This is a genomic window from Dyella amyloliquefaciens, assembly GCF_004296575.1.
Classification (GTDB): domain Bacteria; phylum Pseudomonadota; class Gammaproteobacteria; order Xanthomonadales; family Rhodanobacteraceae; genus Dyella; species Dyella amyloliquefaciens.
In genome coordinates, this window is record NZ_SAYT01000005.1 from 322430 (window position 1) to 344182 (window position 21753).

The window sequence follows — 21753 nt, forward strand, 5'->3', positions numbered from 1 at the left end:
TCACCATGAACGACAGACCCGCGGTCCCGCCCCGCAGCAAGTACTCCTGGCTTGCGCATCAGCCGGTGCAATACAAGATCCTGCTGGCGATAGGCACCCTGCTGCTGCTCTTCGTCATCTCCGGCATCGTGACCCTGCAGTCGGTGGGTCGGCAGACCACGAGCTGGCACTGGGTCAGGCATAGCTACGACGTTGAAATCAAGCTGGATGATCTGACGCAGTCGCTGATGCAGAGCCAGATCTCGGCCCGCACCTTCGTGCTGACCCGCAACACGGCCCAGCTGGATGCATTCCAAAAGTACAACCGCGTCACCGACGAGCAGATCGCAGAGCTGCGCCGCCTGACTTCCGACAACCCCCTGCAGCAGGCGCGCATCGACCGGCTGCAAGAGCTTGCCGTCAAATGGCAGCAGGAAATCACCGTCAAGGGTATCGACGCGATCCGCAGCGTCACCGCTACCGATCCGATCGCCGCAGCCGTACAGCGCGAACGTATCCAGAGCACGTATCTGAATGAGCTCGCGGTACCCATGGAAGACCTCACCGGTCTGATCCAGCAGATGGATGCGACCGAACAGTCCCTGCTCGACCAGCGCGAAGAGGCGCAACGCCGGGATTTGCGTTTCGTACAGCTCGTCACCGGCCTGACCACGTTGCTCTCTCTGCTGCTGGGCGCTTCGGTCATCCGCATGACGTTCCGGCTCATCACGCGACCGATCCGGCGCATGACCGACCTGATGACCCGCCTGGCAAACCATGACCACACGGTGGAAATCCGGCAGGTCGAACGCCGCGACGAGATCGGCGAGATTGCCCGTGCCCTGCACGTGTTCAAGCAGATGGCGATCGAAACCAGCGAGCAGACCTGGGTGAAGACGCATGTCTCGCAGATCGCCGGTGACCTGCAGACGGTGGGTGACCAGCGCGAATTCGGCGAGCGGCTTACCGGCACGCTGGTGCCGCTGCTGCAGGCAGGCGTCGGCGTGTTCTACCTGTACGACGAGGAGCACGGCCGCCTGCACCTGGTGGGCAGCTACGGCTACCAGGAACGCCGCCACCTCAGCGCCGAGTACGGGATCGGCGAGGGCCTGGTGGGTCAGTGCGCAGTGGAGCGCAAGCCGATCACCCTGCAGGAAGTGCCCGAGGACTACGTGCGCATCCACTCCGGGACGGGCGAGTCCACCCCGCGCGCGATCACCGTGATGCCGCTGTTGCTGCGCGAGAAGCTGCTGGGCGTGCTGGAGATCGGCAGCTTCCAGCACTTCACCGAAACCCAGCTGCGCCTGCTGGACGAGTTGCTGCCGATCGCCGCGCTGTCGCTGGAAAACCTCGGGCGCGCCCTGCGCACGCAGGACCTGCTCCATCGCACCAGCGAACAGGCGGACGAACTGCGCGCCTCCGAGGAGGTGCTGCGCCGCCAGCAGGAAGACCTGCAGACCACCAACGAGGAACTCAACGAGAAGACCCGCGAGCTGCAGGAGCAATCGCAACGCCTGCTCGCCTCGGAGGAAGAATTGCGCGTGCAGACCGAAGAGCTGCAGGCATCCAACGAAGAGCTTCGCCAGAAGACGGACACGCTCAACACCCAGAAGCAGATACTCGAAGCGCTGCAGCGCGAGACCCAGGAAAAGGCCGAGGAACTGGCGCGTGCCAGCCAGTACAAGTCCGAATTCCTCGCCAACATGTCGCACGAGCTGCGCACGCCACTCAACAGCCTGCTGATCCTTTCACGCAGCCTGGCCGACAATCGCGAAGGCAATCTCGACGCCGAGCAGATCGAATCGGCACGCATCATCCACGACTCCGGCAGCAACCTGCTGCGGCTCATCAACGACATCCTCGACCTGTCCAAGGTCGAGGCCGGCAAGATGGAAATCGTGCTCGACGAGTTCCCGCTGGCCGATCTCGAACGCGCACTGCAACGCACGTTCAGTCACGTGGCGCAGGAAAAACAGCTCGGCTTCCACGTGGACATCGATGCCACGCTGCCGGCGGTCATCTGCACCGACGCGCCCAAGCTGGAGCAGGTCGCGAACAACCTCATCGGCAATGCGTTCAAGTTCACCCACCAGGGTTCGGTCCGGGTGCAGATAGGACGCCCGTCGACCGCCATCGCGCTGCCGGCCGCCCTGCAGGGCAGGGACACGCTGGCCATTGCGGTCAGCGATACCGGCATAGGTATTCCGCCGGACAAGGTGCAGAAGATTTTCCACGCCTTCGAGCAGGTGGATGCGAGCACCAGCCGCCAGTACGGAGGTACCGGCCTGGGCCTGACCATTTCCAAGCGCATCGCCGAGCTGCTGGGTGGCGACATCATGCTGCAGAGCGATGTGGGGCATGGCAGCACGTTCACCATTCTTCTCCCGCTGCAGGGGCCTTCCGGCACCACGGCTACGCCGTCCGCGACAGCCTCCAAGCCAGCCACGGCACGCCCCTTGACGACCTCGGCCCTGTTGCCGGAAACCGTCGAGGATGACCGTGGCCATATCGCCGCTGACGACACGGTGATCCTGATCATCGAGGACGATCCGGTGTTCGCGCGCATCCTCGCCGACATGGTCCGCCGCAAGGACTATCGCGTGCTGGTCGCCATGGATGGTGAATCGGGACTGCAGCTGGCGCACAACCACACGCCCACCGGCATCCTGCTCGACGTGATGCTGCCTGGCATGGACGGCTGGACGGTGATCGAGCGACTCAAGGAAAACCCGGCCACCCGCCACGTGCCGGTGCATTTCATTTCGGCAGTGGACGAGGCCAGCCGCGGCCGCGACCTGGGCGCGGTGGGCTTCCTGACCAAACCGGTGAGCCGCGAAGCGATCGGCGCGGCCTTCGAGCGCCTGCTGCATTTTGCCGAAGGCCATATGCGCCACCTGCTCATCGTCGATGACGATGCCGATTCGCGCGCGGCGCTGCGCACCCTGCTGCGCCAGGAAGACGTCACGATCGACGAGGCAGGCACCGCGGAACAGGCGCTCGAGCTGGTCAAAGGCACCCACTACGACTGCGTCGTGCTGGACCTTGGTCTGCCGGGCATGTCGGGCATCGAATTCCTGGAACAATTGTCGGCCAGCGGGAAGGTCCCACCGGTGGTCATCTATTCCGGCCGCGAACTCAGCCGCGAGGAAAGCCTGAAGCTTCGCCAGTACACCGACAGCATCGTCATCAAGGGAGCCCGCTCGCCGGAACGCCTGATGGACGAGGTGAGCCTGTTCCTGCACAGCTTCCAGGGCGGGCAGCAGCGTCACACCGCGTCGACACCTGCGACGCAGGCCGCGCCGGATGCCGGGCAGCTACGCGACCGCAAGGTGCTGCTGGTCGACGACGACATGCGCAACCTGTTTGCGCTGTCCAAGGTGCTTCGCGGCTGGGGCATGCACGTGACCATGGCGCAGGATGGCCAGAAGGCGCTCAAGGTGCTGGACGAGCACGACAGCATCGAGCTGGTCCTGATGGACGTGATGATGCCGGTGATGGATGGCTACGACACCATCCGCGGGATCCGCTCGCAGGCGAAGTTCACGCGGCTGCCGATCATCGCGCTCACCGCCAAGGCCATGCGCGGCGATCGCGAAAAATGCCTCGAAGCCGGCGCCAACGACTATCTGTCCAAACCGATCGACATCGACAAGCTGTCGTCGATGATGCATGTGTGGCTGCACAGATGAACAAACCTGCCGGCCCCGTGCGCACCACCGACACCGCCCTCGAGGACATCGAGGTCGAGTTGTTTGTGCGTGCGCTCAAGCTCCGGCATGGCTACGACTTCAGCCAGTACGCACCTGCCTCGCTCAAGCGGCGCGTGTTGCAGCTGGTCCAGTCCCAGCAATCGGGCACGGTGAGCACGCTCACCACGCGCCTGTTGCATGAACCGGGTTTCCTGCCCGTGGTGCTTGAGGGGTTGTCGGTACCGGTATCGGAAATGTTCCGCGATCCGGACGTGTTCCTCGCGTTGCGCGAGCAGGTGTTCCCCGTGCTGGCCTCCTATCCGCAGATCAATATCTGGCAGGCCGGATGCGCGCATGGGCAGGAGGTGTATTCGCTGGCCATCCTGCTCGAAGAGGCCGGGCTTTACGAACGCACCCAGATCTACGCTACTGACTTCAACGAGAGTGCGCTGCGCCACGCCCAGGAAGGCATCTATCCGGCAAGGGAGGCGCAATTGTGGTCGCGCAACTATCAGGCAGCCGGCGGCAGGCATTCGCTGGCCGACTACTACAGCGCGCGCTACGAACTGATCAAGCTCGACCAGCGGTTGCGCCGCCATGTGACCTTCGCCAATCACAACCTGGTCGCGGACGAGGTGTTCTGCGAAGCGCACCTGGTGCTGTGCCGCAACGTGCTGATCTATTTTTCCGACCCGCTGCAGGACCGCACGCTCGCCCTGTTCCGCGACAGCCTCGTGCGTGGCGGCTTCCTCTGCCTGGGCACGCGCGAAAGCCTGGATTTCTCCCCGGCTGCCGCTGACTTCACGCCCGTCAACGCTCCCCTGCGCATCTATCGTCTCGGGTCGCGCACCACGGGTGTGGACTGATATGGCCGCACCCGTAGCCATTGTCATCGGATGCTCGGCGGGTGGCCTCACCGCGCTGGAGATCCTGTTCTCCGGCCTGCTCCCCATCCTGCCGCAGCCCATCGCCGTGTGCTGCCACACCGGCTCGGCAACCGTGGACCTGATGTGCGAATTGCTCGCACGTCACGCCAGCATGCCGGTAGTGGAAGCCCGCGAACGCGCGCCACTGGAGGCGGGCGTGATCCACGTCGCACCCAGCGGCTATCACCTGCTGGTGGAGCCCAGCCGGCGCTTCTCGCTGTCGGTGGACGAACGCGTGAGCTATGCGCGTCCGTCCATCGATGTGCTGTTCGAATCGGCCGCCGAGGCCTATCGAGACACCCTGATCGGCGTATTGCTGACCGGGGCCAACAGCGACGGTGCCGAAGGACTGGCGCGCATCCGTCGCAACGGCGGCCTTGCCATCGTGCAGGACCCGGCCGACGCCGAATCGCCCGCCATGCCCATGGCTGCGCTCGACATCGCCGGCACCGACCATTGCCTTCCCCTGGCGGCAATCGCGCCGCTGCTCAATCGCCTCTGCCTGCCATGACCACTCCAGCTCCCAAGATCCTCGTCGTCGACGATACGCCTGCCAACCTTGTGGCGATGCGCCGCCTGCTGGCCGACAGCGGAGCGCAGGTATTCGAAGCCGGCAACGGCAACGATGCGCTGGCGCTATGCCTTGACCACGAGTTCGCACTGATCCTGCTCGACGTGAACATGCCGGAGATGGACGGCTTCGAAGTCGCCTTCCTGATCGGCGAGGATGAACGGTTGCGCGACACGCCCATCATCTTCGTCACGGCGGCCTATGCCGATGACATCAACCGCGTGCGCGGCTATCACTTTGGCGCGGTGGACTACATCTCCAAGCCGATCAACGACATGATCCTGCAGTCCAAGGTGCGCGTATTCCTCGAGCTGTACCGCGCCCGCGCGGAGCTGAAGGCGACGCTGACCGCACTGGAGGAGCGCAATACGCAGCTCAACGCCGAAATCGCCGAGCGCCAGCGTATCGAGGAACGCATCCGCCATCAGGCCACGCACGACATGCTCACCGGTCTGCCCAACCGCACGCTGTTCCATGATCGCCTGGGCACCGCCATGCAACGGGCACCGCGCCATCAGGTCGATTTCGCACTGGCCCTGCTGGACGTCGACGGCTTCAAGGGCATCAACGACAACCATGGCCATCCGGCGGGCGATGCATTGCTGCAGGCGATTGCGGACCGCCTCGGTAGCGAAGTACGTGCGAACGATACCGTCGCGCGGCTTGGCGGCGACGAATTTGCGCTGATCCTGGAAGACGTGAGCGACGTTGCTTCGCTGGTGAAGCGCTGCGAGGAAATATGCGCCGTACTCGCCCAACCCTATCCACTGGAAGGACGCCATGGCGCCTTCACCGCGCACGTCAGTGCCAGTCTTGGCGTCGCGGTCTGGCAGGGCATCGGGCAAGGCGATGAGGAATTGATCCAATGCGCCGACCGCGCGCTTTACCAGGCCAAGGACGCCGGCAAGAACCGCTGCGTGCTCGCCTCGTAACCTTCAACCCTGTTTGCGGGGCGACAACCACATGTCGATGCGGGCACGGAACACGGCATCGCCGGCCGCGTTGCGCACGTTGATGTTCACGGGCCACGCGTAGCCGCTGGTCGCTTCCACGGCAGCGGCCTCGGGTGTCGCTTCGGCGCGCAACCTACCCTTCGCCTTGGCCAGGTATTCCACCGTCATGCCCTTGGGAATCCAGCGCATGCTGGAAGGAATGCTGACGTCCGTCATCATGCCGGCGGTGAGCTCCGCCGCGTTGCACAGCGCGATCGCATGGACGGTACCGATATGGTTGTGCACGCGGCGTCGGTCGCGGATATCCACCGTGCAGCGTCCGGGCTCCAGCGCCACGAAGCGCGGCGCAATGGTTGCGAAGTAAGGCGCCTTGAAGCAGATGAGGCGGCCATACAGCCAGCGGCCGCCCGGCAGGGAAACCAGCTTCCGGTACAGCGACAGGGTCTGGCTCATGGCAAATCTCCTGCTTGGGCGGCCCGCTTGCGCCGCCCGGCTGCTACATCAATCGAGATGCGAGAACCCGATCGTCGCCCCGGGCGAGCCGGGGCGACGGGTCAGCTTCAGGCCGCGTCCGCCAGCTTCTTGTTGCGCTCGGCACGACTTGTCGCCGAACGCAACTCGGCCGGATCGAAGTCGTCGACGGCGATGAACTCGGCCACGCCTTCGCGCACGCGCTTGAGCAGGTCGTGCTCGGCCGCACTGATCACCCCGGCCTGCAGCGCTTCGGCGAGCTGGCCGTTGTAGTCGTGCGACTTGAACTGACCGGCCTTCTGCGCCTTGCCGAACTTGCGCTCCACCGGCTCCGCCGCGATCACGTCAGGCAGCAGCGCGTTCATGCGGCCAATGGTGTTGTTCGCAGTCGGTGCGAGATACGCCCACTCGGTGAGACGGTCGCGCGCCTCGCCTGGCGCCGTGATGAGCGCGGCGACGCGACGACCGAGGCGATCCGACGGCGGCACTTCGCGACGACCATATGGGAACACCAGCACACGCAGCAGCCAGGCCACCGGCTTCACCGGGAAGTTGCGGATCGCACCATCCAAGGCCATCTGCGTGCGCCACATGCACTCATGGAACGCCCAGGCCAGCAGCGGACGATCCGCTTCCGGACGGCCGGTGTCCTCGTAGCGCTTGAGCATCGCGCTCGCGATGTACAGGTAGCTCAACACGTCGCCGAGACGCGCGGAGAGCTTTTCCTTGAACTTCAGCTTGCCGCCGAGCACGCCCATGAAGGTATCGGCGCACAGCGCCAGCGCAGCCGAGTAACGATTGAGCTTGCGGTAGTAGCGACGCGTATAGGCGTCACCCGCCGTGTCACCGATGCGCGAACCGGTAAGGCCCAGCGTAAAGCTGCGCACCGCGTTGGAAATGCCGAAGCCGATATGGCCGAACAGGGCACGGTCGAACGTGCGCAAGCGCTCGCCGTAGTCGGCGATCGACAACGCCTGCATTTCCTTCAGCACATAAGGATGGCAGCGGATCGCACCCTGGCCGAAGATCATCAGGCTGCGCGTCATGATGTTCGCGCCCTCCACCGTGATCGCGATCGGCACGCCCTGCCAGGCGCGGCCCGCATAGTTCTTCGGGCCCAGCTGCACGGCCTTGCCGCCATGCACGTCCATCGCATCACCCGCGATCACGCGACCCCATTCGGTGGCGTGGTATTTGGCGATGGCGGACGGCACCGCCGGCTTCTCGCCTCGGTCCACCGCCGCCGCCGTGGCGCGCGACAGTGCTGCGGTTGCGTAGGTGAGGCCACCGATGCGCGCGAGCGCCTCTTCCACGCCCTCGAAGCGGGCAATGGACAGGCCAAACTGCTTGCGCATGCGCGCATACGCGCCGGTCGCGGCCACCGCGGCGCGCACGCCGCCGGTGGCGTTGGACGGCAGCGAGATCGCGCGGCCGACCGACAGGCATTCCACCAGCATGCGCCAGCCGTGGCCGGCCATGTGCGGGCCACCGATCAGCGTCGACAGCGGCACGAACACGTCCTTGCCGTGCAGCGGACCATTCTGGAACGGGATATTGAGCGGGAAGTGGCGGCGGCCGATTTCCAGGCCCGGCGTCGAACGCGGCAGCAGCGCCAGCGTGATGCCCAGGTCTTCCTTGTCGCCCAGCAGCTTCTCGGGGTCGTACAGGCGGAAAGCCAGGCCCACCACCGTGGCGATCGGCGCCAGCGTGATGTAGCGCTTGTCGAAGGTGAGCTTCATGCCCAGCGTCTCGACGCCATCCACCATCTGCTTGCACACGATGCCGAAGTCGGTGATCGACGTGGCATCGGAACCGGCGTATGGGCCGGTGAGCGCGAAGCAGGGAATTTCTTCGCCCACCGCCAGGCGCGGCAGGTAGTGGTTCTTCTGCTCGTCGCTGCCGTAGTGAAGCAGCAGCTCCGCCGGGCCCAGCGAGTTCGGCACGGCGACGGTGGAGGCCACCGTCGCGGACATCGTCGCCAGCTTCTGCAGCACCGCCGAATGCGCCAGCGCCGAGAAACCCAGGCCGCCGTACTGCTTCGGGATGATCATGCCGAAGAACTTGTGCTTCTTGATGAAGGCCCAGACTTCCGGCGGCAGGTCGGCCAGTTCGTGCGTGATCTGCCAGTCGTCGATCATGCCGCACAGCTCTTCGACCGGGCCGTCCATGAAGGCCTGCTCCTCCACGCTCAGCTCGGGCCGCGGCTGCGTGAGCAGCGCGTGCCAGTCGGGTTTGCCGGAGAACAGTTCGCCTTCGAAACCGACGGTGCCCGCCTCCAGCGCCGTCTGCTCGGTCTCGGACAGCTTCGGCGTCACCTTGGCAAACATCTTCAGCAGCGGCGCGCTGATCTGCTTGCGACGGAATTGCTTCATCAGCAGCGGCACCGCGATCGCCAGCTCGATCACGAGCAGCACGAAGGTGGTCCAGGGTGCACCGGTCAGCGCACCGACCACGACAGTGGTAATCACCGTGGCGATGGCCCATGTACGCAGGCTGCTCCGGTGATAGGCACAGGCACCGGTGGCAATGAGTGCCGCCAGCAGGGTCAGGATTACGGACATCACAACACCTCGTTACGGATGAAGACTTGGCAGATCAAAGGGTTCATACGGCCACCGCATCGCCGCGGTCGACATTGGAGAGTTTGCCCACGAACCGTGCTATCTCACGGGTGAAGACATCGTTGGCATCGCCGGCCACCATGTGGGTGGCGCGCGGCAATTCGACGTGCTCGGCATGCGGCACCAATTGCAGGAATTCATCGACGGTTTCGCGCGACACCACATCGCTGCGACCGCCAGAGAGCAGCAGCACCGGCACGCGCACTTTCGCCGCCGCCGCCATCAGGCGCGGCTGGTAGCGCTCGCTTTCCTGGATCAGCTGGCCGCCCAGCAACGCAGGATCCCAGTGCCAACGCAGCCGGCCATCGCTGCCTTCACGCAACAGCGGACGAAGCTGGTCTTCGGATTTGCGCTCGGCGCGGTGGGGCAGATAGCGGGCGATTTCCTCGGCGGCCTCGGCGTAGCTGGCGAAACCATCTGGGTGCGCCTGCATGAAGGCCAGGATGCGCTCGACGCCAGCGGTCTCCCAGCGCGGCGTGATATCGACCATCACCAGAGCACGGAACGAGTGGGGGTCGATCTCGCCGGCCAGCATCAGGCCCAGCAAGCCCCCCATGGAGGCACCCACCAGGATCGGCTTGCGCAGTTCGGCATGCGCCAGCAGGCGCAGGTCACCGACGAACTGCTCCATGTGGTAGTCCCCGCCAGCCACCCGGCCACTCTCGCCGTGACCGCGGGCATCGAACGTGACGCAGCGATAACCCTGCTCCGCCAACGCGGTGGAGGCGCCGCGCCAGGCGCCGCGGGTCTGGCCGAAGCCATGGGCGAACAGCAGCGTCGGGCTGCCCGAAGGGTGGCGCACCTCAACGGCGAGCTCGAGGCCGTCAACCGAGGCCACTCGTGTCACCGGGGTTTCGATGGGGGATGTCGATACCATACGCATGAGTATGGATTGCGACAAACCGCCACGTCAATATGTGCCGACCCGACGGCAAGGCGATTCGGGGACCTGAAGTTTCAACCGATGCACGCTCCCCGACTGAGTTAACATACGCACATGAATGCAAGCGCCAAACCTGAACGCACTCGCCTTTCCGCCGAGGATTGGGAAGACGCCGCCCTCAAGCTGATCGCCGACCAGGGCGTCAACGCCCTCGCCGTCGAAGCCCTGGCCCGCCAGCTCGGTGTCACCAAGGGCAGCTTCTATTGGCATTTCCGCACCCGCGAAGCCCTGCTCCAGGCCGCCCTGGAGCGCTGGGAGCAGTACGGCGAGCGCGAGGTCATTTCGCAGATCGAGTCCATGCCCGATCCGCGCGCCCGTTTGCCGGAGCTGTTCCGCCGCGTGGCACATGAGCTGGCGCCCCACCGGGTCTATGCCGCGCTGCTCAAGGCGCTGGACCACCCGCAGGTAGTGCCGGTGATGGCCCGCGTTTCCCAGCGCCGCATGGAATTCCTCACCACCATCTACCGCGAAGCCGGGCTGGACTCGCAGGAAGCGCTCAACCGCGCCCGCCTCACTTATGCCGCCTATGTCGGCTTCCTGCAGCTCAACTTCACCCTGGGCCTGCCGCGGATCAGCCACGATGAGTTCGACGCCTACGTCGAACACATGATCAGGACGCTGACTCCGAACTGAGTTCGGGGGGGCATCTGCCTACACAAAACGCCGCCTTCGGGCGGCGTTTTTTATGGTCTGCGCCCACTGGTAGCAAAGCGGTCCAAGTGGTCTGCAATCCGGCCCCTAACTGCCGGCTCAGGCAGCATTTTATGGTGCGCCCAGTTACCTTTTGCTGCGTCCCACCTTGCGATGCCAGTGCACGTAAGTTAGCGTTTCTACTCTTTTTTAGCTTAAGACCAGAGTGAGGAACATGATGTCGAGCAAGCTGGAATCGCTGCAGCGCTGGGTTGACGAAGTGGCGGCCCTGACCCGCCCCGCGAAGATCCATTGGTGCGACGGCTCTGATGCCGAATACCGCCAGCTCGTGCGGCAGATGCTGCAGACCGGCGACTTGATCGAACTCAACCAGCAGACCCACCCGGGTTGCTACCTCCATCGCTCGAGCCCTTCCGACGTGGCCCGAGTCGAACACCTCACCTTCGTCTGCACCAAGGACGAGCAGGACGCTGGCCCGAACAACCACTGGATGGCTCCTACGGACGCGCACGCCAAGATGGACGCGCTGTTCGACGGCTGCATGGAAGGCCGCACCATGTACGTCATCCCGTACTGCATGGGCCCGATCGATTCCCCGCTGGCACGCTGCGGCGTGGAGATCACCGACAGCCCGTACGTGGTGGCCAACATGCGCACCATGACTCGCATGGGCGCCGCCGCACAGGCACGCATCGAGCGCGAAGGCAGCTTCGTAAAGGGCCTGCACTCCACCGGCGAACTCGACCCCGAGCGTCGCTTCATCATGCACTTCCCCGAGGAGCTGACCATCAAGTCGTACGGCTCCGGCTACGGCGGCAACGCGCTGCTGGGCAAGAAGTGCCACGCGTTGCGCATCGCCAGCTACCAGGCGAAGTCCGAGGGTTGGCTGGCCGAGCACATGCTCATCGTCGGCATCGAGAACCCCAAGGGCGAAACGCACTACGTCGCCGCGGCGTTCCCGTCGGCCTGCGGCAAGACCAACCTCGCCATGCTCATTCCGCCGGAGGGCTACCGCAAGGACGGCTGGAAGGTGTGGACCGTGGGCGACGACATCTGCTGGATGCGCCCCGGCGCGGATGGACGTCTATACGCCATCAACCCGGAAGCCGGCTACTTCGGCGTCGCCCCGGGCACCAGCGTCGCTACCAACCCGAATGCGCTGACGACCATCGCGCGCGACACGATCTTCACCAACGTCGCCGTCACCGCAGACAACCAGCCGTGGTGGGAAGGCCTGCCGGGCAAGCCGGTCACCGATTGGCAGGGCCGTCCGTACGATCCGGCCAACGGCCCGGCCGCCCATCCCAACTCCCGCTTCACCGTGAGTGCGAAGCAATGCCCGACCTGGTCGCCGCGTGCGGAGGATTCGCAGGGCGTGCCGATCAGCGCCATCGTGTTCGGCGGCCGCCGTCCGTCGCTGGTACCCCTGGTGTTCGAGGCGCGCGACTGGGCACACGGCGTGCTGATTGGTGCGGCGATGGGCTCGGAAACCACCGCCGCCGCCACCGGTGCAGTGGGCGTGCTGCGCCGCGATTCGATGGCGATGAAGCCGTTCGCCGGCTACCACTACGGCGACTATTTCCGTCACTGGCTGTCGTTCGACAAGCAGGGCGCCAAGCTGCCGAAGATCTTCCACGTGAACTGGTTCCGCAAGGGCGAGGACGGCCGTTTCCTGTGGCCAGGTTACGGTGACAACCTGCGCGTGCTGGAGTGGATGATCGACCGCGTCGAGGGTCGCGCCAAGGGCCGTCAGACGCCGATCGGCACCGTGCCCTCGGATGGCGAGCTCAAGCTCGACGGCCTCTCGCTCGACCGTCGTACCGTCGACACCCTGCTCCACGTCGACCACACCGGCTGGAGCGACGAGCTCACGGCCATTGGTGAGTACCTGCACAGCTTCGGCGATCGACTGCCGGACGCATTGCACGTTGAACAGCAGCGCATCGCCAAGGCGCTGGATACCGCCGAGGCCGCTTGACCCAACGGCCGGCCACAACAATGGCCGGCCTCACCTATCCCCTGTAGGAGCGCACCCAGTGCGCGACCGCGGAGCTACGGTCTCACCGCTCCGTAGGCCTTTCGCGCACTGGGTGCGCTCCTACAGGTGCGAGAATCGGCCTCACTGGCCACTTCTCTAAACCCTTCCGATCTTCGGCGCATCCAAGCTGGCAAGATGACCGCAGCCTGCCCAGCCACCGGAACCCTGATGCCGCCTCCAGCGCCTGCCGCGGAGCCTACTGACACGGACGATGTCCGCGCGGCCGCGGCTGGCGACAGGCAGGCGTTCCATCGGCTGTATCGGCTGCATGTGGACCGTGTCTATGGTGCCGTCTACCGCCTGGCCGGCTATGACCACGCCCGTGCGGAAGACCTCACGCAGGATGCGTTCGTGCGCGCCTGGCAGAAGCTTTCCGGGTTTCGCCACGAAAGCTCGTTCGGTACATGGCTGTACCGCCTGGCGGTGAACGTCGCGCTGATGGATATCAGGGCACGTGGCGCCGATCCGGTGAGCATGATGGACGAGGACAATATCCCCGACCGCGGCGTGACACCGTTCTGCGCGGCCGAGCGCGAAGAACTTGAACGTGCCATCGGCAAACTGCCGCCGCGGGCACGTGCGGTACTGGTATTGCACGACATCGAAGGCTGGCGCCACGAGGAAATCGGCGTCGAGCTGGGCATGGCAGTGGGATCGTCGAAAGCGCAGCTGCATCGCGCACGCGGCCTGCTGCGGAAAGTATTGGGAGAACAGGCATGAACGAATTCGAATGGCTCCGCCAGACCCGCGCCCTGCGCGAACCCGTATCGCCACGCCGCGACCTGTGGCAGGCGATCGATGCCGCGCTGGATGACGCCACATCGAACGCCCCGGCGCCGCGCCGCAGTACAGCGCAGCGCGCGCAAGGCTGGCTGCTCGCCGCCAGTTTTGCGGGCATGTCGCTGCTTGCCGGCAGCCTTGCCGTACACCTGCGCGATCGCCCGCTTGCGACGGCAGCAATCCAGGCCACGCCGGACACCGAGCGCTGGCGCCCGTCGGATCCGCGTCTCGCGGGTGCGGCCGTGGAATTTGATGCCGCCGGCATGGAGCTGCGCCAGGCCATGGAACAGGCACCCAATTCACCTGCATTGCAACGCCTGCTATATCGCATGCAAAAACAACAGTCGCAGCTGCGACAGTTGGAACACCAGGCTGGTTGAGTCCAGCGGAGCCTTCACCATGAAAACCGCACGCATCATCCCACTCCTGCTCAGCCTGTCGATCGGCCAGGCCCTGGCCGACACGCCCATCAACCTCAACCATGACGCAGCACCCAACGCGCGCATCAGCATCAGCAACGTGAAGGGCGCAGTCACCATCACCGCCTGGGATCGCAACCAGGTGCAGGTCGGCGGCCGCCTTGGCGATGGCGCAAAGCCGCTCGCCATCGAGGGCAGCAACAGCGACATGACGATCAAGGTGGAGTCGCAGGGCAAGGCCGGATGGTTCAACTGGAACAACGAGAACTCGATGGGCTCGACCACGCTGGACATCCGCGTGCCCAAGGGCGCCTCGCTTGATGTGGACGTGGTGAGTGCACCGCTCAGCATCGACGGCATCGAGGGTGGGACGATCAAGGCCAATACGGTCAGCGGCAAGGCCCGCGTGAACGCGCGCTCGCCCCGCATCGACGTGGACAGCGTAAGCGGCAGCATCGAGCTGGCCGGCAGTGCGGATCGCGTGTCGTTGCAAACCGTGAGCGGCGACATCCTCGCTCCGAACGTGATCAGCGATGCGGACTTGCAGACCGTGTCCGGCCGCATCCGCGTCAGCGGCGGACCCTGGCGGAAACTCAGTCTCAGCACGGTCTCCGGCGATGTGCAGCTGGCTGGTGGCCTCGCTCCCAACGGCACCTTCGACGTCGACAGCATGAGCGGCGACGTGCAGGTGCAGGTGCCCTCCAACCTCTCGGCCGTGATCCACGCCAGCACCTTCAGTGGCGACCTGCGCAGCGATTTCGGTACTGTGCAGAAAGTGGAGCACGGCCCAGGCAGCGAATTGCAGGCCACCGCCGGCTCCGGCAGCGCCAAGATGAAGATCGAGACCTTCAGCGGCGACCTGCGGATCCGCCGGCAGGACTGAGTTTCGCTACCGCAACGAAAAACGCCGGGCATGGCCCGGCGTTTTGCTGTCTGGGGAGCCGCGAGGCTCTACCGATCAAAGATCCTGGTGGTACTGCACGTACGGCGTGCGGGACTGATCCGGCTCCGGGCCTACCGGCGTGTTCAGACTGTTGCCCGACGACCACAGATTCTGCGCGCCGATGCTCAACTGACCCTGCCACGGCAAACGCCAGGTCACGCCCAGGTCGATGCTGCTCCAGCGGCGATCCGGGTTGCTGTAACCCGCACCCGGGACGCCAGCCTGCGGCTGCATGGTGCGACCGACGATGCTGCCGCTCAACGGGCCACTGTCCACGCCGAAGCTCAGCGCCTTCTGGTCGAGCGCATTGACGCCGAGCATATTGCCCGGGAGCAGGTGCACGCGACCCACGCTGGCGCCGAGATCGATACCGCTCTTGGCGTCCAGCGCCAGACGTCCGCGCGCATTGACCTGCGTGCTGCTGTCAAAGCCGGAAAGGCCGTTCACACCGGGCGTGGCGCCGGGCAGCAGGCGTGGCAGGTTGGCGTTGCCAGGCACGGAATCCGTACCCAGGCTCAGGCCAAGGCTGTAACGGCCGGTGCTGTAGGTGGCACCCACTTCGCTGCCGATGACACGCGGCGCCTGGTTGTTAGCCCAGTCATGCTCGCTCACACCGACATGAGCCTGCAGGTTCGGGCCCACGCCATACTGGACATCGGAGGACTGCACGGTTGCCGAATCGAGCGCCCGGAACTGCAACGGAGCATCGGCGCGCTGGGCCGTCGTCAGCGAATCACTGCGGCTCTGCACGGCCATCCATTGCCCGTTGGCACCGCGCCACAACGGCACGGAGCCTGAGCTGGACGAGTCCGGAGCCTGTGTAATCAAGCGGTTACCAGCTGCATCGTACCAATCATTGGCCGCAGACTGCCCTGCCGCGACAAACGGCATGAACAGCAGTGGCAATGACAAGATCAAACGACGCATGTACGCGATAACTCCCGCGGCACCTGTATAACGGGCTGGAAGTCGTCCCCTCCCAGAGACGATTACGCCCGAACGATACCACGTTTTACTTTTTACTAACACCCAAATCTTGGCTTTGTGAACCAGATCGGTTATCACCTGAATCACGTTTTTTTGACATTCTGGATCACCATTGGTTCCTCCCGTGGTGTCAGCCAGCGACAAAGCTGAATGGAGGCGCTATATAGTCGCTTCTGTCGACTACGCGCGGACCTGCCTGCGACTGATGACTTCGGCCCCGACCAGTAAAACGCCTACGCCATGGCCGGCAGAAAGTGGTGTCGCCGCCATGCATGCCGCCGTGGAACGCCTGTTCCGCGCGGCAGATGCTGCCAGCGTGCTGGAGATCTGCGAGGCCATGCTCGGCGAACTGGGGGTCGAGGGACAGCTCCACTGGCGCCTGCTGGGGGATCCGGTCCAGCTCGACAACGAGGTGATTCAGCTCGATCTGGCAGAGGACCCCCAGGCCCTGCGCTCGCTCGTGCTGGAGCTTCCGGCGAACGCCCCCTACGACGCCCAGCGCGAGCACATGGCATGGATCGGCCGCCTGGCCGCGACGCGCCTTCGTCAGCTCGCCGAAACGTCCCGCCTGTACGAGGCCATTTCGCGCCTGGCGCTGGCTGAACGACTGCAGCGTGCGCTCTACGCCATCGCCGACCAGGCGGGCGCCGAGCACAACATGACCGAGATGATGCATTCGCTGCACGCCATCCTCGGCAGCCTGATGTACGCGGAGAACTTCTACATCGCGTTGTACGACCCGGCCACCGACACGGTGCGCTTTCCGTACTACGTCGACACCATGGACAAAGACCCGCCCTCGCCCGACGAGTCGGTGCCGCTGCAGGAAATGCGCCACAGCCTGACGTGGAACCTGCTCCAGTGCGGCCAGGCCGTGATGGGCTCGTGGGCAGAGCTTGCTGAGCAGTTCAAGGGACGCTTCATCCAGGTCGGCCCCGTCTGCGAACACTGGCTAGGCGTCCCCCTGCTGCGCGACGGCCGCGTGGTGGGCGGCATCGTGATGCAGAGCTATCGCGACGACACCCACTACACCCAGCACGATCGCGAACTGCTCAGCTACGTGGCCAAGCACGTGCAGACCGCGCTGGAGCGTCGCGAGGCGCACGAGGAGCTGGAACGCCGCGTCTCCAGCCGTACTGCCGCCCTGCGCGAAGCGAACCGCGTGCTGCGCCAGCAGGTGCTGCAGCGCCAGCGTGGCGAACGCCTGCAGGCGGCGCTGTTTCGCATCGCCGAACTGGCCAACGCCTCGGAGAGCCTGGACAACTTCTACGCCGCCGTTCACCGCGTGATCGGCGGCCTGCTGTACGCGCGCAATTTCTACATCGCGCTGCTGGACGAAGAGCAGAAGACCCTCAGCTTCCCTTACTCCGTGGACGAATTCGACACCGTGCGCCTGCCGCGCGCGCACGGTCGCGGCGTCACCGAGTACGTGCTGCGCCATGGCAAGCCGCTGCTCGCCAGCCCCGAGGAATTCGAGCGACTCGAGCACGAGGGCGAGGTCACCCATCGCGGTTCGCGCTCGGTGTGCTGGCTGGGCGTGCCGCTGATCTGGGGCGACCGCGCCATGGGCGTGCTCGCCGTGCAGAGCTATTCGCCCGAACACACCTACGATGTGCGCGACCAGGAATTGCTCACCTTCGTGGGCTACCACGTCGCCAACGCCCTGCAGCGCAAGCACACCACCGAATCGCTGAAGCAGGCCTACGCAAGCCTGGAGCGCCGTGTCACCGAACGCACGCGCGCACTGGCGCTGGCCAACCGCGATCTGCGCGAGCAGATCGCCGAGCGTGAGCGCGTCGAGCGCCGCCTGAAATACGAAACCCTGCACGACTCGCTGACCGGCCTGCCCAACCGCACGCTGCTGCTGCAACGCCTGGAGCAGGCGCTGCAGCGCTATCACGGCGACACGCAGGAACTGTTCGCCGTGCTGTTCATCGACCTGGACCGCTTCAAGGTCATCAACGACTCGGTGGGCCACCTGGTCGGCGACGACCTGCTGTTCCAGGTGGGTGGACGCATCCGCGCCTGCCTCAAGACGCGCGACGTGGTGGCGCGCCTGGGCGGCGACGAGTTCGCCGTGCTGGCCGAAGGCATCACCGATCCCAAGATGGCGCTGCTGATCGCCGAACGCATCATCGACGAGTTGCAGGCACCGTTCCGTCTCGGCGCCAAAGAGATCTTCACTTCGGCATCCATCGGCATCGCACTGCCCAGCCCGCATTACCAGCGGCCCGAAGAACTGCTGCGCGACGCGGACGCCGCGATGTACCGCGCCAAGGACGAAGGCCGTCACCGCGCGGCCGTGTTCGACGATCGCCTGCGCCGCGAAGCACTGTCGCTGCTGGAAATGGAAGGCGACCTGCGCCGCGCGCTGAGCCGCAACGAATTCGTGCCGTTCTACCAGCCCATCGTCGCGCTGCAGAGCGGGCGTACGGTGGGCTACGAAGCGCTGCTGCGCTGGCGGCATCCGGACCGCGGCCTGCTCACCCCGGCGGATTTCCTTGCCGTGGCGGAGGAGAGCGGCTGCGCGGAAAGCATCGACTGGCAGATCTTCGAACAGGTCTGTGCGCAGGCCGAGGCGCTGGCGGGTCCGGATGGCTTCGTCAGCATCAACGTGTCCGGCCGGCATTTCCGCTCCACGGACCTGGATCGCCAGCTGCTGGACATGATCCAGGCCCATCGCCTGCCGCCACGCTGCCTGCGCATCGAAGTGACCGAGCGTGCCCTGCTCGAGAACGCGATGCAGGTGAAGCGGATGCTCGACAACCTGCGCTCCCACGGCGTGAGCATCGCGCTGGACGACTTCGGTACGGGCTACTCGTCCTTGAGCTATCTGCACCAGTACCCGATCGAGACGCTGAAGATCGACCGCTCCTTCATCGTGGAACTGCCACGCGAAGGCGGCCATGGCACCGCCGTGGTGCGTGCGATCCAGGCCCTGGCCAATTCGCTGCAGATGCAGGTGATCGCCGAGGGCATCGAGGACGAGGAGCAGCGCCAGGCCTTGCTGCGCATCGGCTGCCGTTACGGGCAGGGCTTCCTGTTCGCCACGCCGAAGATGGCCGAGGTGTGGCTGCAGCGCGAGCATCACTTCGCACTGCCTTAGAAACCGCCCGCAAGACGAAAAAAAACGGGCCCGACTGCGAGCCCGTTTTGCATTCCACGACGACGGGATTATTGCGCCGTCGTCGGCGCACTCGCCTGCGGACTCGGGCTCAACAGGTGCTCTGCGTCGATGCGATCGAACGTGTAACGCTGTGCACAGAATTCGCAGATCACCTCGATCTCGCCTTCGCGTGCCTCCAGCGCCGCCTCCACTTCGTCGCGACCGAGCGAGCGCAGCACCGCTTCCACGCGCTCGCGCGTGCAACTGCAACCGAAGGCCAGCGGACGCGGTTCGAACAGGCGTACCGATTCTTCATGGTACAGGCGGTACAGCAGTTCCTCGGGCGCCGTGGCGAGCAATTCCTCCGCCCCCAGCGTGGCGGTGAGGTGCTGGATGCGCGTCCACGCGTCCTCGTCCTGCACGGCGTCGATGCCGCCTTCGTCCGGCAGTTTCTGCAGCATCAGGCCAACCGCATGTTCACCATCGGCCGCCAGCACGATGCGCGCCGGCAACTGCTCGGACTGGCTGAAGTAGTTCTCCAGCGCCGAGGCCAGGTCCGGATGCTGCAGGTCCACCAGGCCCTGGTAGCGTTGGCCGCGTTCAGCAGCGCCGATGGTGATGGCCATGATGGCCTTGGGCATCTCGGCCAGGTTCAGCGTCTCCGGCAGCGGGTCGGACCAGCGCGCCAGGCCACGCAGACGCCCCTGGTCCGTGCACTCGGCGAACAGCAGACGCAATGGACCGGCGCTCTTCAACTCCACCGACAGCGCGCCCTCCAGCTTGATGTTGCCGGTCAGCAGCGCACTGGAAGCGAGCGTCTGGCCCAGCACGGAGCGCAGTGCAGCCGGGTAAGCCGAACGGCCGGCAACTTCGCGCCAGGCCGCACCCAGACGAACCAGCACGCCGCGCACGCCGGCGCGCTCGAGCATGAATCGGTGCAACACATCTTCAACAAGCACGGTTTCCACGACGGGACCTCTCAAGGGCAATCCCCCAACATGGGGGTGCTTTTCGTCAGGCACAACACGCCGGCGCGGCCGGGCAAAGACGCCCCTTATACTGCCGCCAACCCTGTCCACGCGCCGCCATGACTTCACGACGCCCGCTGTTCGCCCGCCTGCTCCGCCTTTTCGCCCTGCTCTTGCTGTCCTGGCTGGCCCTGAGCTGGCTGATGGTGCTGGTGCTGCGATTCGTGCCGCCGTGGACGTCTGCCGTGATGATGGAGCGCCAGGCCAGCGCGCTGCTGCACGGCGAGAAGGATTTCCAGTTGCGGTACCGCTGGGTGCCGTGGAACCAGGTGTCGCCGTATGTGCCCCTGGCCATGGTCGCTGGCGAGGACCAGAAGTTTCCGTTCCACCACGGCTTCGACTTCGACTCCATTCAGGATGCGATGGACGCCGCCGACGAGGGCCGGCGCCTGCGCGGGGCCAGCACGATCAGCCAGCAGACGGCCAAGAACCTGTTCCTGTGGAATGGGCGCAGTTTTGTCCGCAAGGGCCTGGAAGCCTATTTCACCGTGCTGATCGAACTGAGCTGGCCCAAGCAGCGCATCCTCGAGGTGTACATGAATGTCGCCGAGCTCGGTGACGGCATCTATGGCGTGGGCGCCGCCAGCGACGCCTTCTTCCATGTGCCGCCCTCGCGACTGGGTGCTGCGCAGGCCGCCCGCCTGGCTGCGGTGCTGCCCAGCCCGCGGCGCTTTCATGCCGACCGTCCCACAGCCTACGTGCAGGCGCGCGCGAACTGGATCCAGCAACAGATGGGCCAGCTGGGCGGCCCGGGCTATCTGCAGGGTCGTCAGCCTGTTCGCGATACCCGGCGACGCTGACGCTCGCCACGAAGCGTGGCGGCGCACTCGTTGCGGCCACGTCCCCGGGGGACCGTGACCGCGATCATGTAGCGCCTCACCGCGGTCGTGCGCGCCTGCAACCAGGCCAACGCACTCGAAGCGCACCACGGGAAACGGAGCCGTGTGTTCGACCGACTGCCCATGGAATGCAACGTGCTGTTCGTGGGCGACGGCAGCCACGACGACACCTGGTCGGCGAGCGCCTGGGACGCAATGACGCCGAGAGCAAGCAGCGCCCGCTGTACTTCATCGAAGAGCGGCACCCGGTTCGGGCGCCGGCGCGGGATGGCATCCAGCACCACGCTTCACATCCCCCCAACACCACATCGACGCCGCAGCGCTAGACTCGTTGTATGCGGCCTGTCCGCGGCCGCCTGGGAGGTTCAAGCATGCGCCAGGTCAAGCATTTGCTGGAAGGCAAGGGCACCGACATCTTCAGCATCGCACCGGACGCGCCCGTACTCGAAGCGATCAAGCACATGGCGGAGCGCCGCGTCGGCGCGCTGCTGGTGATGCGCGGCGAACGGCTGGTAGGCATCGTTTCCGAACGCGACTATGCGCGCAAGGTGATCCTGCAAGGCCGTTCGTCCGCCCAGACCGCGGTCTCGGAGATCATGAGCAGCCCGCCACTGACGGTCGGGCCGGATACCGACGTGTTCGACTGCATGCGCCTGTGCACCGACAGTCGTATCCGCCATTTGCCGGTGGTGACGGACGATCGCGTGGTCGGCGTCATCTCGATCGGTGACCTGGTGAAGGAAGTCATCGACGCCCAGGCCGAGCAGATCGAGCAGTTGCAGCGTTACATCACCAGCTGACCGGGTGAC

17 protein-coding genes are annotated in these 21753 nt (G+C 65.4%); 12 read left to right on the forward strand and 5 right to left on the reverse strand.

The window, feature by feature from the left end; translation table 11 throughout:
- Positions 1-5 precede the first annotated feature (5 nt).
- The 4 genes from EPB08_RS13270 to EPB08_RS13285 are packed head-to-tail and all read left to right on the forward strand — an operon-like array spanning position 6 to position 6097.
- Positions 6-3668: a response regulator gene (locus EPB08_RS13270; RefSeq protein WP_130619586.1), complete on the forward strand. Its 3663-nt coding sequence runs from the start codon at positions 6-8 to the stop codon at positions 3666-3668.
- Positions 3665-4534 carry a CheR family methyltransferase gene (locus EPB08_RS13275; RefSeq protein WP_130619587.1) on the forward strand — a complete coding sequence of 290 codons (870 nt, stop codon included), beginning with the start codon at positions 3665-3667 and terminating at the stop codon, positions 4532-4534. The genes EPB08_RS13270 and EPB08_RS13275 overlap by 4 nt, the downstream gene beginning before the upstream one ends.
- A gap of 1 nt (position 4535) precedes the next feature.
- Complete coding sequence (locus EPB08_RS13280) at positions 4536-5105, forward strand: chemotaxis protein CheB (protein WP_130619588.1); 570 nt, start codon at positions 4536-4538, stop codon at positions 5103-5105.
- Positions 5102-6097: a diguanylate cyclase domain-containing protein gene (locus EPB08_RS13285; protein ID WP_130619589.1), complete on the forward strand. Its 996-nt coding sequence runs from the start codon at positions 5102-5104 to the stop codon at positions 6095-6097. The genes EPB08_RS13280 and EPB08_RS13285 overlap by 4 nt, the downstream gene beginning before the upstream one ends.
- Positions 6098-6100: 3 nt before the next feature.
- On the opposite strand, the gene EPB08_RS13290 is transcribed toward EPB08_RS13285, so the two are convergent.
- The 3 genes from EPB08_RS13290 to EPB08_RS13300 all read right to left on the reverse strand — a co-directional run bounded on the left by EPB08_RS13290 (position 6101) and on the right by EPB08_RS13300 (position 10087).
- Positions 6101-6571, reverse strand: a complete 471-nt coding sequence (locus EPB08_RS13290; protein ID WP_130619590.1) for a hotdog fold domain-containing protein — start codon at positions 6569-6571, stop codon at positions 6101-6103.
- A 107-nt stretch (positions 6572-6678) separates the two neighbouring features.
- Positions 6679-9150 carry an acyl-CoA dehydrogenase gene (locus EPB08_RS13295; protein ID WP_130619591.1) on the reverse strand — a complete coding sequence of 824 codons (2472 nt, stop codon included), beginning with the start codon at positions 9148-9150 and terminating at the stop codon, positions 6679-6681.
- Positions 9151-9193: 43 nt separating this feature from the next.
- Positions 9194-10087 (reverse strand): alpha/beta fold hydrolase, encoded by an 894-nt coding sequence (locus EPB08_RS13300; RefSeq protein ID WP_130619893.1) that lies wholly within the window; start codon positions 10085-10087, stop codon positions 9194-9196.
- A gap of 120 nt (positions 10088-10207) precedes the next feature.
- Between EPB08_RS13300 and EPB08_RS13305 the strand changes: the two genes are divergently transcribed.
- The 5 genes from EPB08_RS13305 to EPB08_RS13325 all read left to right on the forward strand — a co-directional run bounded on the left by EPB08_RS13305 (position 10208) and on the right by EPB08_RS13325 (position 14924).
- A complete protein-coding gene (locus tag EPB08_RS13305; protein WP_130619592.1) occupies positions 10208-10786 on the forward strand; it encodes a TetR/AcrR family transcriptional regulator in 579 nt (192 codons plus the stop codon).
- A 235-nt stretch (positions 10787-11021) separates the two neighbouring features.
- Complete coding sequence (locus tag EPB08_RS13310) at positions 11022-12782, forward strand: phosphoenolpyruvate carboxykinase (GTP) (protein ID WP_130619894.1); 1761 nt, start codon at positions 11022-11024, stop codon at positions 12780-12782.
- Positions 12783-13010: 228 nt separating this feature from the next.
- Positions 13011-13562, forward strand: a complete 552-nt coding sequence (locus EPB08_RS13315) for an RNA polymerase sigma factor (protein ID WP_130619593.1) — start codon at positions 13011-13013, stop codon at positions 13560-13562.
- Positions 13559-14002 carry a hypothetical protein gene (locus EPB08_RS13320; RefSeq protein ID WP_130619594.1) on the forward strand — a complete coding sequence of 148 codons (444 nt, stop codon included), beginning with the start codon at positions 13559-13561 and terminating at the stop codon, positions 14000-14002. Before EPB08_RS13315 ends, EPB08_RS13320 begins: the two co-directional genes overlap by 4 nt.
- 19 nt (positions 14003-14021) lie before the next feature.
- Complete coding sequence (locus EPB08_RS13325; protein WP_130619595.1) at positions 14022-14924, forward strand: DUF4097 family beta strand repeat-containing protein; 903 nt, start codon at positions 14022-14024, stop codon at positions 14922-14924.
- Between the two features lie 75 nt (positions 14925-14999).
- Here EPB08_RS13325 and EPB08_RS13330 read toward each other — a convergent pair whose 3' ends face one another.
- The gene (locus tag EPB08_RS13330; protein WP_130619596.1) at positions 15000-15911 is read right to left on the reverse strand and encodes a hypothetical protein; all 912 of its coding nucleotides are present in this window, start codon (positions 15909-15911) and stop codon (positions 15000-15002) included.
- Positions 15912-16176: 265 nt separating this feature from the next.
- Between EPB08_RS13330 and EPB08_RS13335 the strand changes: the two genes are divergently transcribed.
- Positions 16177-19077: a bifunctional diguanylate cyclase/phosphodiesterase gene (locus tag EPB08_RS13335; protein WP_130619597.1), complete on the forward strand. Its 2901-nt coding sequence runs from the start codon at positions 16177-16179 to the stop codon at positions 19075-19077.
- A gap of 68 nt (positions 19078-19145) precedes the next feature.
- Here the strand turns inward: EPB08_RS13335 and hslO are convergent, their stop codons facing one another.
- Positions 19146-20045, reverse strand: a complete 900-nt coding sequence (hslO, locus tag EPB08_RS13340; RefSeq protein WP_130619895.1) for an Hsp33 family molecular chaperone HslO — start codon at positions 20043-20045, stop codon at positions 19146-19148.
- 119 nt (positions 20046-20164) lie between these two features.
- Between hslO and mtgA the strand changes: the two genes are divergently transcribed.
- Together mtgA and EPB08_RS13350 are read left to right on the forward strand one after the other, a co-directional pair.
- Positions 20165-20905 carry a monofunctional biosynthetic peptidoglycan transglycosylase gene (mtgA, locus tag EPB08_RS13345; RefSeq protein WP_130619598.1) on the forward strand — a complete coding sequence of 247 codons (741 nt, stop codon included), beginning with the start codon at positions 20165-20167 and terminating at the stop codon, positions 20903-20905.
- A gap of 410 nt (positions 20906-21315) precedes the next feature.
- Positions 21316-21744 carry a CBS domain-containing protein gene (locus EPB08_RS13350; RefSeq protein ID WP_130619599.1) on the forward strand — a complete coding sequence of 143 codons (429 nt, stop codon included), beginning with the start codon at positions 21316-21318 and terminating at the stop codon, positions 21742-21744.
- The last annotated feature ends 9 nt before the right edge of the window (positions 21745-21753 follow it).